Origin of the sequence: Streptomyces sp. YIM 98790, from assembly GCF_011421595.1 — a bacterium.
Taxonomy (GTDB): domain Bacteria; phylum Actinomycetota; class Actinomycetes; order Streptomycetales; family Streptomycetaceae; genus Streptomyces.
On sequence record NZ_WTLH01000016.1, the window covers coordinates 38,616 to 54,773 of the forward strand.

The 16,158-nt window shown below is 73.3% G+C and carries 13 protein-coding genes; 9 read left to right on the forward strand and 4 right to left on the reverse strand.

The genetic code is table 11. The features are described 5' to 3' along the window. Positions 1 to 24: 24 nt before the first annotated feature. A complete protein-coding gene (locus GQS09_RS05135) occupies positions 25 to 3,687 on the reverse strand; it encodes a LamG-like jellyroll fold domain-containing protein (RefSeq protein WP_165984775.1) in 3,663 nt (1,220 codons plus the stop codon). A gap of 338 nt (positions 3,688 to 4,025) precedes the next feature. On the opposite strand from GQS09_RS05135, the gene GQS09_RS05140 reads away from it, so the two are divergent. From GQS09_RS05140 to GQS09_RS05180, 9 genes are all read left to right on the forward strand, one after another. Then, positions 4,026 to 4,430 (forward strand): hydrogenase maturation nickel metallochaperone HypA, encoded by a 405-nt coding sequence (locus GQS09_RS05140; protein WP_165984776.1) that lies wholly within the window; start codon positions 4,026 to 4,028, stop codon positions 4,428 to 4,430. A gap of 81 nt (positions 4,431 to 4,511) precedes the next feature. Continuing rightward, positions 4,512 to 6,023, forward strand: coding sequence for a hypothetical protein (locus GQS09_RS05145; RefSeq protein ID WP_243761128.1), 1,512 nt, complete (start codon positions 4,512 to 4,514; stop codon positions 6,021 to 6,023). Next, complete coding sequence (locus GQS09_RS05150; RefSeq protein WP_165984777.1) at positions 5,995 to 6,540, forward strand: hemerythrin domain-containing protein; 546 nt, start codon at positions 5,995 to 5,997, stop codon at positions 6,538 to 6,540. Before GQS09_RS05145 ends, GQS09_RS05150 begins: the two co-directional genes overlap by 29 nt. Before the next feature lie 32 nt (positions 6,541 to 6,572). Next, positions 6,573 to 7,667, forward strand: a complete 1,095-nt coding sequence (locus GQS09_RS05155; RefSeq protein ID WP_165984788.1) for a hydrogenase expression protein HypE — start codon at positions 6,573 to 6,575, stop codon at positions 7,665 to 7,667. A gap of 68 nt (positions 7,668 to 7,735) precedes the next feature. Then, positions 7,736 to 9,535 (forward strand): nickel-dependent hydrogenase large subunit, encoded by a 1,800-nt coding sequence (locus tag GQS09_RS05160; RefSeq protein ID WP_165984778.1) that lies wholly within the window; start codon positions 7,736 to 7,738, stop codon positions 9,533 to 9,535. After that, positions 9,528 to 10,178 (forward strand): NifU family protein, encoded by a 651-nt coding sequence (locus tag GQS09_RS05165; RefSeq protein ID WP_165984779.1) that lies wholly within the window; start codon positions 9,528 to 9,530, stop codon positions 10,176 to 10,178. The genes GQS09_RS05160 and GQS09_RS05165 overlap by 8 nt, the downstream gene beginning before the upstream one ends. Continuing rightward, positions 10,175 to 10,804: a DUF5947 family protein gene (locus tag GQS09_RS05170; protein WP_313895996.1), complete on the forward strand. Its 630-nt coding sequence runs from the start codon at positions 10,175 to 10,177 to the stop codon at positions 10,802 to 10,804. The genes GQS09_RS05165 and GQS09_RS05170 overlap by 4 nt, the downstream gene beginning before the upstream one ends. A gap of 26 nt (positions 10,805 to 10,830) precedes the next feature. Next, positions 10,831 to 11,037, forward strand: coding sequence for a hypothetical protein (locus GQS09_RS05175; protein ID WP_165984780.1), 207 nt, complete (start codon positions 10,831 to 10,833; stop codon positions 11,035 to 11,037). Positions 11,038 to 11,143: 106 nt separating this feature from the next. Then, a complete protein-coding gene (locus GQS09_RS05180) occupies positions 11,144 to 11,284 on the forward strand; it encodes a hypothetical protein (protein ID WP_165984781.1) in 141 nt (46 codons plus the stop codon). Positions 11,285 to 11,358: 74 nt separating this feature from the next. Here the strand turns inward: GQS09_RS05180 and GQS09_RS05185 are convergent, their stop codons facing one another. From GQS09_RS05185 to GQS09_RS05195, 3 genes are all read right to left on the reverse strand, one after another. After that, complete coding sequence (locus tag GQS09_RS05185) at positions 11,359 to 13,098, reverse strand: cellulose binding domain-containing protein (protein WP_165984782.1); 1,740 nt, start codon at positions 13,096 to 13,098, stop codon at positions 11,359 to 11,361. 336 nt (positions 13,099 to 13,434) lie between these two features. Continuing rightward, entirely contained in the window at positions 13,435 to 14,520 is a 1,086-nt protein-coding gene (locus tag GQS09_RS05190; RefSeq protein ID WP_207957477.1) for a TIGR03564 family F420-dependent LLM class oxidoreductase, read from the reverse strand. Beyond that, positions 14,517 to 16,158 (reverse strand): ATP-binding protein (locus GQS09_RS05195; protein WP_207957478.1); only part of this gene is annotated, 1,642 nt, incomplete at its 5' end. The genes GQS09_RS05190 and GQS09_RS05195, both read right to left, overlap by 4 nt.

Consider the following 16,158-nt stretch of genomic DNA (forward strand, 5'->3'; position numbering starts at 1 on the left):
CTCCTCTGCTCCCCGATCGCCGGGTCACGGCCGGGCGGCCGAGAACCGGGCGAGGGTGATCCTGTCGATCAGGGGCGCGGAAGACGAGCGCAGCAGCACTCCGGGGAAGGTGTCCGAGGCGTAGCTGGTGCCGTCGAAGTTGGGCAGTTCCTCGGAGCGGAAGGTGAGGGTGTTCTCCCCCTGCTCCAGCGTCACGGGGACGGTGAGCTCCCAGAAGTTGTTCTCGTGGAACGAGTGCGGGAAGGTGACCCGGCTGGGCTCGGCGCCGTTGACCGAGAGGTCGGCGTGGCGCACCAGCGGGTCGGGGTTGTAGTGGGTGGCCTCGGACTGCTCGGGGTTGGCGTAGCGGATGCGCAGGGCGTGCAGGCCGGCCTGCTCGGCGGTGACCCGGAAGGTGAGGGTGTTGCCGTTGCCGGGGTCGCCGCCCACGCCGGTGACCGCGGTGCCGCCGTCGGCGAGGGAGAGCGCGGCGGGGGCGGCGGTGCCGGCGAGTTCCGCGTCCTCGGCCTGGTAGGTCCGCGGGTCGAGTGCGCCGCTGGTGGGCCGGACGGTGATCCGGTCGACCAGGGTCTTTCCGGTCAGCCCGGTCAGGGTGACCTTGTTGATGCCGCCGGAGAGCGAGACCGCCGCCCGCGAGCTGCCGCCCTGCGCGTCCAGCACGTCGTGGCCGTTGACGGCGAGGCGGGCCTTGCCGCCGCCGAGGAGGCGGACGTCGAGGGTGGATTCGGCGTCGGCGGCGGAGTACACCCAGAAGGTGACGCCGTCGCCCCTGCCGAGGCGCGCGGCGCCGGAGCCGGAGGCCGGGCGGTTGCCGGGCAGGTCGTAGACCGGGCGGGCGCCGCCGGTCATGGCGGCCAGTTCGGCGTCGTGGACGGCGGTGTCCGCGCCGGGCGCGGGCAGCGTCAGCGTGATCCGGTCCACGATGGCGTCGCCCCGGGTGGCGCCGGTGCCGTCCAGGCTCTGCGCGGCGAGGGTGAGGGTGTGCTCGCCGGCGGTCAGCTCCACGGTGGTGTCGGTGTGGTCCCAGACCACCCACTTGTAGCCCAGCGGCAGGAACAGTTCCTGTTCGGCGCCGCCGTCCACGGTGAGGAAGACGTTGGTCGGTCCCTGCTCCTCGATCAGGCCGTAGGTGTTGAGGGAGTTGGCGAAGACGCTCAGGTCGTAGGTGCCGTCCCGGGGCACGTCGACGGTGAAGGACAGCCGCCCGTCGGAGCCGGTGCGCAGGCCGCCGACGTTGTATCCGCCGGAGGTGTAGAACTTGGACACGTCGGACGGGGAGCCCTCGGGGCCGTTGCGGCTGTAGCCGCCGCCGGTGTACTCGGCGTCCTCGGCCTCGTAGCTGCCCTGCCACAGGGCGGGGGCGGCGGAGGTCTCGGTGCCGGAGCCGGCCGGGGTGAGCACGATCTCGTAGGCGGAGGACTCCTCCAGTGCGGGCAGGGCGCCGTCCTCGCCGCCGAAGTCGAAGGCCACGGTGGCGTCCTCGCTCACCGGGAGGTCGGTCTCGGTGATCAGCCGGGGGCCGGGCGAGTCGCCGATCTGCCCGGTCCAGGGGATCTCCCGCACCCAGGCGTGCACGGCGGAGCCGAACAGCTCCCGCGGCACGTTGGCGAACCGGATGTGGCCCTTGCCGGAGGTGCCGCCGAACAGCGCGCGGGCCTGGGCCTTGTCCTCGTCGAGGGTGGCCACGCCCTGCAGGGTGTAGTTCTGCCCGGGGAACGGCGGGGTGACCTCGACGGTGTGGCCGGTCATGGAGCCGTAGGCGTTGTACAGCCACCACTGGCCGTTGCCCCGGTTGGACTGGACGGCCGAGTCGGAGAGGTTGCCGTCGATGTTCCAGTAGGCGATGTCGGCGTCGACCTTGGACTCCTCGATGGCGGAGATCCACTGGATCATCTGGCCGGGCACCGAGGTGTGGTAGTTGAAGGCGTACTCGTTGATGTTGACGGGCAGCTGCCTGCCCTCGTGCTCGGTGCCGGCGAACACCTCCTGCTCCCAGACGCGGTAGCGGGCGACGCTGGTGCGCACCTGCTCGGGGTGGCTGAGTTCGTGCCAGGTCATCACGTCCGGGACGGTGCCGGCCTGCACGGTGTGCTCCAGGAAGCCCTTGACCTGGGCGTACAGCACGCTGGTGTTGGGGCCGGCGATCCGCGCGTCCGGCATCTTCCCCTTGATCAGCCGGTAGAAGTCGTCCCAGGTGGCGAAGTAGTCGGTGGGGTCCGACAGCCAGCTGACGCGGTTGTAGCTCCATTCGCCGGTGCCGAACATGTTGCCCTCGGGCTCGTTGAAGGGCACGAAGACGATGTTGTCCTGGTATTCCTCGGGAAGCTGGAGCACCTGGTCGACCTGCTTGGCGACCTTCTCCCGGTACGTGGCGACCTTCTCCTGCGGGGTGTCGCCCTCCCACTGGTAGGGGAAGCCCCGGTGGATGTCGGTCATGTAGATGTAGACGTCGCCGTCGGTGGAGTCGGCCAGCGGCTTCACCACTTCGAGGGCGTCGGCGCCGGGGTGCTGCGGCCCGTCCTGCGCCTTGGTGGAGACGGTGCGCAGGTTCATGCCCTCGATGAGGTTGTTGGTGGGCACGTCCTGCCCGTACAGGCCGTAGAGGGTGCCGGCGGCGCCGCCGTGGAAATCGCCGGTGGCGGTGGCCAGGTCGATGGTGAGCTCGCCCTCGCGGACCACGGTGACCTCGGCGGTGACCTGCCGCCCGGCGGCGGTGCCGGAGACGGTGAAGGTGCCGGGCTCGGCGTAGTCGGCGGGATCGGCCGCGTCCCAGGTGACGGGAACGTCCCGGTCGTAGCCGTCGGAGAAGGCGGCGCGGACGGCGCCGGGCAGCGCGGGGGCGGTTCCGGTGGTGGTGCGGACCTCGAAGGCGGTCCGGGACAGTTCGGTCATCTCGGGGGTCTCCCCCACGGTCTGCGCGACCTGTTCGGCGGTCAGGGCGGTGTGGTAGACGGCGAAGTCGTCCACGGCCCCGTCGAACAGCGGGTCGGGGTAGAACGACTTGCCGAGATAGCCGGCGAAGGAGGTGGCGTCGTCCAGCAGGGCGGCGGCGCTCACCGAGGTGGCGGCGGAGGAGACCGCGACGCCGTCCAGATAGGTCGTCACCCGGCCGGCGCCGGTGTCGAGCGTGACGGTGAGGGTCCGCCACTGGCCGGCGGGCAGCGCGGCATACCCGGTGACCTGGGCCTCGCCGCCGGCGAAGGAGGAGGTGACGGCGGTGCGGAGCCGGCCGTCCCCGTTGTAGGGGGTGGTGAAGAGGTAGCGGCTGGTGTCCTTGCCCAGGGCGTAGATCCACTGCCAGGGTGCGGTGGTGCCGTCCCACTTCACCCGCGCCGAGACGGTCAGGTCGGTGGCGCCGGCCAGGGCCTGACGGGGCAGCCGGACATGCGCGCCGCCCGAGTCGGGGCCGCCGCCGGGCAGGTCCAGGGCGGAGCCTTCGCCGGCGCCCTCGACCAGGGCGGCGGTGGAGCCGCCCACCAGGGTGCCGTCGAGGCCGTTGCCGGAGCTGTCGGTGATGGTTCCGGAGCCGAGGTCGTCGGTGTCGAAGGTGTAGTGCAGCACCGGGTCGGGCAGTTCCGCGGCCGCCGCCGTCACGGGCAGTCCCGCGGCCAGCAGGCCGGCGCCGAGTGCGGCCACGGCCCCGTTCCGCAGGCCGGGGCCCGCCCGTCTTATCCGAGATAGCACCATCTTTGCTGCTCCCTAGCTGGTCTCCCCGCGGTCGAATCGGTTCGACACCGCCTCTGCCACAGGCGGGTCGAACCGGTTCGAATGGCGGGCTGTTCGACATGGCGAACGGGGTACGGGATTTCGTGACGACGAGGATGGTGCCACCTGTGGCCGGAAGTCAACACCCGCGACACATGAAGGCAACGGGCAACGGAAGGCGGGCGCCCGCCCCGCGGCGCGGTCTCCCGCCGCCGGGCGCACCGGCCGTTGTGCCGGAGGGGTGAAATCGGCCCCCGGCCCGGCCGCCGCACCCCGCCGCGGCACCCGGCCGCAGCCGCCCCTGCCTAACGTGGCCGCCCATGCACGAGCTGTCGATCGCCGCCGCCGTGGCCGAGCGGGCCGGGGAGGTGGCCCGCGCGCACGGGGCGGCCCGCGTCGAGGCGGTCCGGCTGCGCGTGGGCGAACTGTCCGGCGTGGTCCCCGACGCCCTGCGTTTCTCCTTCGGCCTGGTCACGGAGGACACCGCGGCGGCCGGGGCGGAGCTGATCGTCGAGGAGGTCCCGGCACTCGCCCGGTGCGGCGGCTGCGGCGAACGGTTCGCCGTGGGCTGCCCGCCCCGCCTGGCGTGCCCGCACTGCGGGCGGGGCGCGGCGGACGTGCTGAGCGGGCGCGAACTGGAACTGACCGAGGTGCGCCTGGGCGACGAGGCGGACACCGGCCGTCACCCGGCTGCACCGACACAACGCGCGCAAACGGATAAATAGGGCAAACGTTAAGGAGCGCGGAGAACAGTAGAGACGAGGGCCGGGCCGTACCGGGCAGCGGCGACGGAAGGCGGAGACGCGATGACGGACGACCCGGCGGACCGCGCCCCCGGCGCGGGCGTACGGCCGGAGGCAGCCGGTTTCGAGGGGCTGCGTCCCCTCGCCGACGCCGTGCTCTACGAGGGCTATCTGCTCTACCCCTACCGGCGTTCCTCGCCGAAGAACCGGATGCGCTGGCAGTTCGGCGTCCTGGCGCCGCGCGCCTGGGCGGAGCGCGGCGGACCGGTCGCCCCGAGCGTGGCCGGCTCCGCCGAGTCGTGGTTCCAGCAGACCGAGTGCCTGCTGCAGGCCGGCGGCGACGACCCCGTGGTCCGGGTCCGGGTGCGCTACCTGCAGCTCCAGCACAAGAGCGTGGAACGCCGGACGGACGACGGCCGGTACGAACCCGTCGCCTCCCTGGAGGCCGGCGGCACCGTCCACCTGGCGTTCGACGAGGCGGTGGAGCGGGAGACCGAGGCCGCGATCCCGCTGGCCGCGCTGTGCGACGGGACCGGCCGCACCGTCCCGGTCGGCGCACCGGGCGGCGAGGAGACCGAGCCGCTGCCCGGCGGGGCAGGCCGGCTGGTGCGGCGGCGCGGCCCCGTCGAGGCGGCCACCACCCTCACCGCCGAGGTGCTCGACGCCGGCCACGGCCGCTACCGGCTGCGGGTGCGCACCGAGAACACCGCGGACCGCCCGGACGCCGGGGCCGGCGCCCCCCGGGAGCGGGCGCTGCGCCACGCGCTGATCGCCTGCCACACCTTCCTGGGCGGGGAGGGGCTGTCCTTCTGCTCCCTGACCGATCCCCCGCCCTGGGCGGCGGGCCCCGCCCGGGAGTGCCGCAACCTGCACACCTTCCCGGTGCTCGCCGGCGGGGCGGACGGCAGCGGCCTGATGCTGTCCTCGCCGATCCTGCTGCCGGACCACCCGCGGATCGCACCGGAGAGCCCGGGCGACCTCTACGACGCGTCGGAGATCGACGAGATCCTCTCGCTGCGCACCATGCTGCTGACCGACGAGGAGAAGCGGGAGGCCCGGGCCACCGACCCGCGCGCGGCACGGATTCTGGACCGGGTCGAGGGCATGCCCCCGGAGGCCTTCGCCCGGCTGCACGGCACCATCCGCTCCCGCCGCCCGCTCCCCGCGCCACCCGCTGAACCCGCCGGGCCCGCCGCCGGGACGCCGCGCCGGGCGCGGCAGCCCTGGTGGCAGGACGGCGACGGGCAGGGCGGCGGCCCGGCCGCCGACCGGGTGCCGGTCGGCGGAACCGCTGTGGCCAGGGGCAGCAGGGTGCGGCTGTGCCCGAGCGGCCGGGGCGCCGACGCCCACGACATGTTCCTGGCCGGCCGCACCGCCCGGGTGGCGGCGGTCTTCCGCGATGTGGACGGCGGCACCCATCTGGCCGTCACCCTCGACGACGACCCGGCCGCCGAGCTGCACACCTGGTACGGCCGGTTCTACTACTTCCGTCCCGACGAGATCGAACCGCTGGCCGCCTGCGGCACAACCGATGAGGAGAGCGCCGATGGACGCCATCGAGCTGTTGAAGCATGACCACCGGATGGTGGAGCAGTTGTTCCGCGACTACCACGCGGCTGCCTCCGACACCCAGCGCCGGGGCGTGGTGGAGATCCTCGTCCGCGAACTCTCCAAGCACGCGGCGCTGGAGGAACTGCTGGTCTACCCGCTGGCCAGGGAGAGCATCCCGGACGGCGACCGGCTGGTGGACGGCCATCTGGCCGAGCACATGGACGTGAAGAAGACCCTGCTCGCCCTGGACCGGCTCTCCTCCGGCGACGAGCGCACCGACGCCCTGATGGCCCAGCTCGAACGGGAGACCGAGGAACACGTACGGGAGGAGGAGGACGAGTTCATGCCCAGGCTGCGCGACGCGGTCGGACAGCAGGCCCTCGACGAACTCGGCCGGACGCTGAAGGAGGCCAAGCGCACCGCACCGACCCGGCCGCACCCGCACGCACCGGACCAGCCGCCGGCGCTGGCGCTGGCCGGCCCGGTGGCCGCGCTCTACGACCGGGTGCGCGACCGGCTCCAGGGGAGGCCGCTGACATGAGCACCGGCAGGAACGCAGGTACGACCGACCGCATGACCGCCGGCCCGGGCAGCGGTGCCGCGATCGCCGGCGAGCGGCCCGCCGCGGCCGGGAAGCGCCGCGGCTTCGAGGAGATCGACATTCTGTGGATCTCCGAGGGCATGAGCTGCGACGGCGACACGGTCTCGATGACCGCCTCCGGCCAGCCGGCCATCGAGGACCTCGTGCAGGGGCTGATCCCCGGCCTGCCGAAGGTGAACCTGCACAACAAGGTGCTCTCCCCCACCGTGGGCGGCGAAGCGTTCCTGGCGCCGTTCCGGGCCGCGGCACGCGGCGACCTGAGCCCGTTCATCCTGGTCATCGAGGGGTCGATCCCCAATCAGAACATCATCGAGGGCGACGGCTACTGGACCTCCTTCGGCAACGACCCGGAGACCGGCGAGCCGCTCACCCTGAACTGGTGGATCGACCGCCTGGCACCCCGGGCGTGGGCGGTGGTGGCGGCCGGCACCTGCGCCACCTTCGGCGGCATCCACGCCATGGCGGGCAACCCGACCGGCTGCATGGGCCTGGCCGACTACCTGGGCTGGGATTTCCGCGCACAGAGCGCGCTGCCGATCGTCAACGTGCCGGGCTGCCCGATCCAGCCGGAGAACTTCATGGAGACCCTGACCTGGCTGCTCTACCACGCCGCGGGGTCGGCGCCCCCGCCGCCGCTGGACCGGAACCTGCGCCCGCAGTGGCTGTTCGGCAAGACCGTGCACGAGGGCTGCGACCGCGCCGCCTACTACGAGCAGGGGGACTTCGCCAAGGACTACAACTCCCCCAAGTGCCAGGTGAAGGTGGGCTGCTGGGGCCCGGTGATCAACTGCAACGTGCCCAAGCGCGGCTGGATGTCCTCGGTCGGCGGCTGCCCGAACGTGGGCGGTGTCTGCATCGGCTGCACCATGCCGGGCTTCCCCGACGCCTTCATGCCGTTCATGGACGAGCCCTCCGGCGGCAGCCTGTCGTCGACCCTGATCAGGCCCTACGGAGCCGTCATGCGCCGGCTGCGGGGGATCACCAACTACGCCGTCAACCGCGAGCCCAAGTGGCACCACAACGGGCCGGAGCTGACCAGCGGCTACGACCCGCGCTGGCGTCCCTGACCAGGCCGGAACCCAACCCCGCGGAGCAACACCCCGCCCGCACGACGAGAGCGAGACGAGCAACCGATATGACGGCCACCGAGGCACGCCCCGAGGCGGGGCAGCGCAAGCCCCCGCAGGTCGTGGAGATGTCGTGGGACCCGATCACCCGGATCATCGGAAACCTGGGCATCTACACCAAGATCGACTTCGCCAACCGGGAGGTGACGGAGTGCCATAGCACGTCCTCGCTGTTCCGGGGCTACTCGGTGTTCATGAAGGGCAAGGACCCGCGGGACGCCGGTTTCATCACCAGCCGGATCTGCGGCATCTGCGGCGACAACCACACCACCTGCTCCGACTACGCGCAGCAGATGGCCTACGGCGTCAAGCCGCCGCCGCTGGCCGAGCACATCGTCAACCTCGGCGAAGCGGCCGAGTACATGTTCGACCACACCATCTTCCAGGACAACATGGTGTTCGTGGACTTCTGCGAGGCCATGGTCCGGGAGACCAACCCGGGCGTGCTGGCCAGGGCCGAGCGGACCGCGGCGCCCCGCGGGCACGTCCACGGCTACCGCACGGTCGCCGACATCATGCGGGCCTTCAACCCCTTCGAGGGGGAGGTGTACAAGCAGGCGCTCCAGGTCAGCCGGGTCACCCGGGAGATGTTCTGCCTGATGGAGGGCAGGCATGTGCACCCCTCCACGCTGTATCCGGGCGGGGTGGGCACCATGCCCTCGCCCACCACCTTCACCGACTACCTGACCCGGCTGCTGCGGATCACCGACTTCGTCAAGAAGGCGGTGGCCATGAACGACGACGTCTTCGACTTCTTCTACGAGGCGCTGCCCGGCTACGAGGAGGTCGGCCGCCGCCGCATCATGCTCGGCTGCTGGGGAGCCTGGCAGAACCCGGACGTCTGCGACTACCGGTACGAGACGATGAACGAGTGGGGCCGGGCGATGTACGTCACCCCCGGCATCGTCGTGGACGGCGAACTGGTCACCAACAACCTGGTCGACATCAACCTGGGCATGCGCATCCTGCTCGGCAGCTCCTTCTACGAGGACTGGGTCAACGAGGAGCCCTTCGTCCGCCAGGACCCGCTGGGCAACCCGGTCGACATGCGCCACCCGTGGAACCAGACCACACTGCCGGAGCCGCAGAAGCGGGACTTCGACGGCAACTACAGCTGGGTGATGAGCCCGCGCTGGTACGACCGGAACACCGGGCAGCACCTGGCGCTGGACACCGGCGGCGGCCCGCTGGCGCGGCTGTGGTCCACCGCCCTGAACGGCCTGGTGGACACCCCCTACGTGAAGGCCACCGGGCACAGCGTGCGGATCTCGCTGCCGAAGAGCGAGCAGCTTCCGGAGATGACCCTGGAGTGGAACATCCCGCGCTGGAGCAACACCCTGGAGCGGGACCGGGCCCGCCCCTACTTCGTCGCCTACGCGGCGGCCATGGCCTTCGACTTCATCGACCGGGCGCTGGGCCGGGTCCGGGCCGGGGACACCCGGGTGTTCAGCGACTTCGAGGTGCCCGAGGAGGCCATCGGCTGCGGCTTCCACGAGGCGGTGCGCGGGTTGCTCTCGCACCACCTGGTCATCAAGGACAAGAAGATCGCCAACTACCACCCGTACCCGCCGACGCCGTGGAACGCCAGCCCCCGGGACAGCTACGGCACGCCCGGCCCCTACGAGGACGCCGTCCAGGGCCAGCCCGTCTTCGAGGAGAACGACCCGGAGAACTTCAAGGGCGTGGACATCATGCGCACCGTGCGCAGCTTCGACCCGTGCCTGCCGTGCGGGGTGCACATGTACCTGGGCAACGGCAAGGTGCTCCAGACCCGCCACTCCCCGGTGTACGGAGAGACCCATGGCTGACCTGGCCCCGGACGGCGGACGGGACCTGGAACGGGAACAGGACCCGGGACGGGACCCGGGGCGGGACGTGGAGCGGGAGCGGGAAGGGGACGGGCGGCTCGACGGCCCGGCGCTCGGGCGGCAGCTCTCCCGCCTCGACGAGCTGCTGGAGCGCGTCCAGGATGTGCCGGGCCCGACCGCCGAGGCGGCGGTGGAGGCGGTGCGGGCGCTCACCGCGGTCTACGGCGAGGCCCTCGCCCGGGTGCTGGACGTGGCGGCCGGCCGCGGACTCACCGGCCGGCTGCTCGACGACGAACTGCTCGGCCATCTGCTGGTGCTGCACGGGCTCCACCCGGAGCCGGTGGAGCGCCGGGCCGCCCGTGGTGTCGACCGGGTCCGCGGGGCGGTGCGGGAGCACGGCGGGGAGGTGGAGCTGACGGGTGTCGAGGACGGAGTGGCCCGGGTACGGCTGACCGCCCGGGGCTGCGGCGGCTCCTCTGGCGCGCTGGAAGCGGCGGTCCGGGAAGCGGTGCTGGCCATGGCCCCGGAGCTGTCCGGGGTGGAGCGGGAACCGGCGGCGGGCGGTTCTCCGGCGGCCTTCGTCCCGGTCGCCGCACTGGCCCGCCGGGCGGTGCCCGCCGGGCCGGCCGAGGAGCCGGTGTGACCACCGGGGCGCTGGCCCGGCTGATCCGCCAGTCCGGGCAGTCCGGGCAGTCCGGGCAGGCCGGGCAGGCCGGGCAGGCCACGGGCGCGGAACCGGCGCAGCGGTGCGATCTGTGCGCCGCACCGGCCGGGGAGGAGCACCGGCATCTGCTCGACACCGGCGGCGCGGAGCTGCTCTGCGCCTGCCGGGCGTGCGCGCTGCTGTTCGTCCCGGACGCGGCCGGCCGCGGGAACCTCAGGCTGGTGCCGGAGCGCCGGGTGCGGCTGGGCCCGGTGGCCACGGACCTGCTGGGGGTGCCGGTCGGCATGGCGTTCTTCGTGCCCCGCGCGGACGGCACGGTGCTCGCCCACTACCCCAGCCCGGCCGGGGCCACCCGGTGGGAGGTGGAGCCCGGCAGGTGGCGGGACACCGCCGGCCGCCACCCGGCGCTCGGCACTCTTGAGCCCGAGGTGGAGGCGCTGCTGGTCAACACGGCGCGGGGCGCCTCCCACCACTGGATCGTCCCGGTCGACGACTGTTTCCGGCTGGTGGCCGTGGTGCGGCGGGAATGGCGGGGGCTTTCCGGAGGTACCCGGATCTGGCCCGCCGTGGAGCGCTTCTTCACAGAACTGACCCCCCGCAGCTGATCCCCGCATCCGAGGGAGGAAGACCCATGGGCAGCATCCGCACCGGAAAACCCGATGCCAGGCCGGACACCCCGACCCATGTTCCCGGCATTCACCAGGGGAACGAGGGCCCCTACGAGAAGCAGGTGGGACACCACAGGGGCGGCACCGCGGACGCGCGCCGTTCCACCGGAGTGAACCCGAAGCGGCTCAACGCGACCTCGAAGATCATGCCCAGTCTTCCGCCGGGCTGAGCGAGGCGGAGCACACCCCGCAGGACGGACAGGACAGGCAGGACAGGCAGGACAGGCGGGACAGGCAGGACAGGCAGGACAGGAAGCGACGACAGCAGGAGAGGTCATGGCCAAACGTGTACTCATCGCCGAGCTCGTGCTGTTCACCGTCATGGTGCTCGGGCTGGTGGTGAAGGAGATCCCGGGCATGGTCCGCGAATACCGCATCTGGCGGATGGCCGGCCGGCGGCTCCCCCGGCGCGGCTGAGCACGGGACCCGCCCCGGCCGGGATGTACACCCGGCCGGGGCGGCTCCGCTCTGTGCGGCGGAGGGGGAGGGGGTCAGGGACTTGTGCAGGTGAGGTTGCCGGGTGCCGAGGAACTGCCCGTGGCGACATAGCCGAAGGTGACGCTGCCGCCGGGCGCGATACTGCCGTTCCAGGCGGTGTTGCGCACCGTGATGGAGCCGCTGGTCCCGGTGTTCTGGCCGTTCCAGAGGTTGCTGATGGTCTGCCCGGAGGCCAGGGTCATGCCGACGGTCCAGCCGCTGAGCGAGCTGGTGCCGTTGTTGCTGACGGTCACCTCGCCCTGGAAGCCACCGGGCCAGCTGTTGACCGTGCGGTGGCTGGCGGTGCAGGCACCGTTGTTGCCGCCGGTGGTTCCTTCGGTCGTCCCGGCGTTGGTCCCGGCGTTCGTGCCCGCGTTCGTCCCGGCGTTCGTCCCGGCGTTGGTCCCGGCACTGGTGCCCTCGGTCGTCCCGGCGTCGGTGCCTCCGTTCGTCCCGGTGGTGGTGCCGGCGTTGGTGCCGGTGGTGGTGCCTCCGGTGTCGGCGAGGGTGGGAGTGGTCCAGTTGCGCCACTGGGAGAGGCTGCCGGACTTGCTGGGCGCGATACGGAAGACCGCCGGTGCGCTGCCGGAATCGCGCAGGAACTTCTGGATGGACTGCTGCAGCGGGGTACGCCACTCCGAACGCGAGGCGCAGTGCGTGCCGTCCTGGACATCGGACCAGTAGGAGATGTTCGCCTGTGCGCCCAGGGCCTTGTAGACCTCCGCGCCGGCCAGGGCGGCCACGCTCCCGGAACGGGCGCCGAGCCAGTCCACGTGCGGGTTCTCCATGATGAACAGCCCGCGCGGGGCGATCATCCCCACGATCTGGTGGGTGTCCACCGGCAGACCGCCGGGGTTGGAGGTGTAGGAGCCGAAGGCATCGCCCAGCCACGGCTGCTCACCGTAGGCGCTGGACAACGGCTGCGCCCCGCTCTCCTGCGCCACCCCGCGCAGGATGGGCGCCCCCGCGGTACCGGACTCGACCGGCATCGTCAGCCCGATACGCTGATCGAAGGCACCGGCGACGAAGGCACCCTTGCCGTAGCGCGAGCAGCCGGTCACACCCGTGGCGTCCGCACGCAGGATGCTGCCGCCGGACTGCTCGATCACGTCGATGATCCGGCTCACCCCCCAGGACCAGGCCATCAGCAGCCCGGTGCTGGAGGAGGAGCCGTAGATGCTGTAGAAGGCGCCCTGCTTGCTGGACCGCGAGGTGCCCTCCTGACCCACCGCCAGCGGGTCGTAACTGATCACCGCCGCCCCCGCGGCCTTGATCGCGGCGGTGTCCGCCCCGAACCCGCCCAGCACGATCACCGCCGGGAAGGGCCCCGAACCGCTGGGCAGATCCACCCCCGCGGAGAAACTCGCACTGCGCCCCTGATCGGAGACGTTCACCGTGATCCGGCTGCTGGTGACGGTGCCGCTCACAGCCGAAGGCGGGGCCGGCTTCTGGCCGTAGACGGTCCGCTCGGCCAGCTCCCTGATCTCCGCCCGACGGCACCGCCACTCACCCTTGGTGGTGACACGGGTCCCGTCCAGCTTCGTGAACGGATCGGGAAGCAGGGAACTGGACGCCGAGCCGGTACCGGGCACCGGACAATCCGCACCCTCGTCCTCGACGGCCGAGGCCAGGGTGGCGGCACTGACGCCGTCGGCGGCACCCGCCTGCGGGATGAGACTTGTGGTGGCCAGGCTCGCCACGGCGGCACAGGCCGCGGCCGCCCACGCCCAGGGCCGATATCGGGGGAAGCGCATTGAGGTCCTCCAAGGGGAGGCGCGCCGCCGGCCGGGACCGCTCCCTGCCGGTGCACGCCAGTTGGTCGGATATGCGCCGGTCCGGCCGGGCGGAGGTGCCGCCGCGAGCGCGTCACTGCCGGGAGGCGTACCGGCTTCCCGGTGAAGGTGGGGCGCGGGTCGCGGAGGCGCCGGAACCAGGCTTGTTGGGAGCGCTCCCAGCGTAGGAGTTGTATCGGTACATGACAATAGAAAATTTCGGTCACTTCCCGGTCGGAGAGCGGAAGATTTCCGGAAAGCTTTCTGCCGGTCCGCCCCGGACGGGCCGGGGCGGACCGGTTCCCCGGCGGGCCGTGGTCAGGTGTGGGCGCCCGCCAGGTGCCAGGTGCGCAGCCGGTCCTGGGCGGAGCGGATGCCGCTCTGCAGCAGCAGCACGTCGGTGGCCCCGGCGTCGAAGTAGCGGCGCAGCCCGGCCGCGACGGTGGTCTCGTCACCGATCAGGGCGAGTTCGGCGGGATGGGCGACGCCTTCGTCGTCCAGCACGCGGCGGTAGGAGGGGATGGCGGCGTACGGGGCCAGATGGGCCGCGGCCAGGTCCCGCACGATCTCCGGTTCGTCGGTCACCACGGCGGGCACGGCGACCGCGATCCTCGGGGCGGGCCGGCCGGCCTCCCGGGCGGCCCGCAGCACCGCGGGCACGATGCGCCCGGACAGGGTCCGCGGCCCCGCCAGGAACGGCAGGATGCCATCGGCGAGTGCGCCCGCCGCCCGCACCGCCTGCGGGCCCATGGCGGCCACCAGCACGGGCACCCCGCTGCCGCCGGGTACGTCGGTGGGCAGCGGCGGGAGGGCGGTGAGGGTCCGGCCGGCCAGGCGGGGGCGTTCCCCGGCCAGGGCCTGGCGCAGCACGGTCAGCGCCTCGCGCAGATGCCGGATGGGCGGCGGGAAGGGAATGCCGTAGGCGGGTTCGAGGAGTTCCCGCACGCCGAGGCCGACACCCAGGGTGAACCGGCCCCCGGTGGCGGCCTGGGCGGTCTGTGCCTGGGCGGCGAGCAGCAGCGGATGGCGGGGGTGGAGGGGTACCACCGAGGTGCCCACCTCGATGCCCGGGGCCTCCCGGCCGGCCAGTGCGGCCAGGGTGATCGCGTCGTGGTCGAACAGCTGGGTGAACCAGACCGAGGACAGTCCGGCGCCGGCCGCCCGGCGGGTCTGGGCGATGAGCTCCTCGACGGTGTTCTTCACCTGCCCGGCGTGCGTGCCGACGTCGCCCGCCGGGAGGATGGCCCCGACGCGCGGTCCGGCGGGCCCGGGCCCGGCCGTGCGGTCGCCTGCGGTGCCGGTGCTGCGGCCCGTGGTGGTGCGGTCCGTGGTGGGGTCCGTGGTGGTGGGGTCCGTGGTGGTGGGGTCCGTGGTGGTGGGGTCCGTGGTGCTGCCGTTGGTCATCGGGTGACGTCCTTCTCGCGGGGGGCGGGGTCCGGGGCGGGAGCGGAGCGGGCCGGGCCGCCGTCCAGCAGATCCCGGATCACGGCCTCGCCGATCCGGTCCCCGGCCCGGCGGGCGGCGTGCAGGGCCTGCTCGGCGCACTCCCGCCAGTCGCCGGGGCGCTGACGGGCGGACAGGTCCGCGACGGCGACGACCAGGTTCCAGCACTGCCGGAAGGCGTTGCTGCCGGCCGCCTGCCGTACCGCGGCCAGCAGCGCGGGGCGTTCCCGCTCGTACCAGGAGGCCGGCGCGGCCAGCACCGCGTCGGTCACCGGGCGCGCCAGCGGCCAGCGGCCGGCCGCCCCGCGCGGGCCGTCCGCGGGGCCGGTGCCGAGCCGTGCGCGCGCCTCGTCGGCCAGGAACAGCCAGGCGCCGAAGACCCGCCGCAGGGCCGCGGTCCGCTCCTGCCGGGTGGAGTCGGCGAGCAGCAGTTCGCGGGCGAAGACCCGGGAGAGTTCGTGCATCCGGCAGCGGGCGGCGGCGCCGGTGCCGTGGGCCACGTCCACCAGGCGGGCGTCCACCAGCGCCTCCAGGGCGTCGGCGGCCCGGTCGGCGTCCAGGTCCAGCAGCGGGGCGGCCAGCCAGGCGCCCCACGTCCAGGCGGCGGGTGCGGCGGGGTCCGGCTCCGGCGCGGCCCCCGGGGCCTCCGGGAAACCGGGAGGTCCCGGCGGTCCCGGCGGGCCCGGGGGTTCGAGCAGCGCGAGCCGGGCGTGCAGCAGCCGGGCGGCGGGCGGCAGCGCGCGATAGCCGCGGTGCAGCGCGGCCCGGACGTCGATGCCCTGGCCGCCGAGCTCGTCCAGGCGGTGGTGCTCGCTGCGGGCCCGGGCCACCAGATGGGCGAAGGTCCAGTGCGGGCGTGCGGCCAGCCGGGCCGCCGCGCCGCGCAGCGCGATCTGCAGGCCGCCGCACAGCCCGACCAGTTCACGGGCCTCGCGCTCCTCGGCCGCCACCCGGTCGGGCCCGGCCACGGCGGCGAGCAGGGCGAGCGCCTCCCGGGTGGGCAGCACGTCCAGTTCGAGGACCGCGGCGCCGGTGGGCGCGGCACTCCGGGCCCTGGCGGTCATCAGCAGCCGGCCGGCCGGGGTGCTGGGCAGCAGCGGCCGGACCTGTGTCTCGTCGGCGGCGTCGTCCAGCACGATCAGCAGCCGGCGGCCGGCGGTGGCGCTGCGGTAGCAGGCGGCCCGCCCGTCCGGGTCTCCGGGAATCTCGGCGGCGGGCACCCCGAGCGCCCGCAGGAACCGCTCCAGCACCTCGGCGGTGTCCGCGGGACGCCCGTCCGGGCCGGTCATACGCGCGTAGAGCTGCCCGTCGGGGAACTCCGGGGCGAGATCGTGGGCGGCCTCCACGGCCACGGCGGACTTGCCGACCCCGCTGCGGCCGGTCAGCACCGCCACCGGCGGAGTGCCCGGGAGCCCCTGGCCGGCGGTGAGCCGCCGGCGCAGCGCGTCCAGCACCCCGGTCTGGCCGGTGAAGCAGGAGACGCGGGGCGGCAGCATCCTCGGCACCGGGCCGCCGGCGGCCGTGGCCATGCCCGGACCGGTGTGCAGGCCCGTGCCCGTGCCGGGGGCCGCGCCGGTGCCGGGAAGGCCGCCGCCGGCG

Excerpts from the sequence above, each read along its gene's own strand:
- GQS09_RS05140 (WP_165984776.1), top strand. The coding sequence starts at position 4,026 with ATGCACGAGCTGTCGATCGCCGCCGCCGTGGCCGAGCGGGCCGGGGAG.
- GQS09_RS05180 (WP_165984781.1), top strand. The coding sequence starts at position 11,144 with ATGGCCAAACGTGTACTCATCGCCGAGCTCGTGCTGTTCACCGTCATG.
- GQS09_RS05135 (WP_165984775.1), bottom strand. The coding sequence starts at position 3,687 with ATGGTGCTATCTCGGATAAGACGGGCGGGCCCCGGCCTGCGGAACGGG.
- GQS09_RS05145 (WP_243761128.1), top strand. The coding sequence starts at position 4,512 with ATGACGGACGACCCGGCGGACCGCGCCCCCGGCGCGGGCGTACGGCCG.
- GQS09_RS05185 (WP_165984782.1), bottom strand. The coding sequence starts at position 13,098 with ATGCGCTTCCCCCGATATCGGCCCTGGGCGTGGGCGGCCGCGGCCTGT.
- GQS09_RS05150 (WP_165984777.1), top strand. The coding sequence starts at position 5,995 with ATGGACGCCATCGAGCTGTTGAAGCATGACCACCGGATGGTGGAGCAG.
- GQS09_RS05190 (WP_207957477.1), bottom strand. The coding sequence starts at position 14,520 with ATGACCAACGGCAGCACCACGGACCCCACCACCACGGACCCCACCACC.
- GQS09_RS05165 (WP_165984779.1), top strand. The coding sequence starts at position 9,528 with ATGGCTGACCTGGCCCCGGACGGCGGACGGGACCTGGAACGGGAACAG.
- GQS09_RS05155 (WP_165984788.1), top strand. The coding sequence starts at position 6,573 with ATGACCGCCGGCCCGGGCAGCGGTGCCGCGATCGCCGGCGAGCGGCCC.
- GQS09_RS05175 (WP_165984780.1), top strand. The coding sequence starts at position 10,831 with ATGGGCAGCATCCGCACCGGAAAACCCGATGCCAGGCCGGACACCCCG.
- GQS09_RS05160 (WP_165984778.1), top strand. The coding sequence starts at position 7,736 with ATGACGGCCACCGAGGCACGCCCCGAGGCGGGGCAGCGCAAGCCCCCG.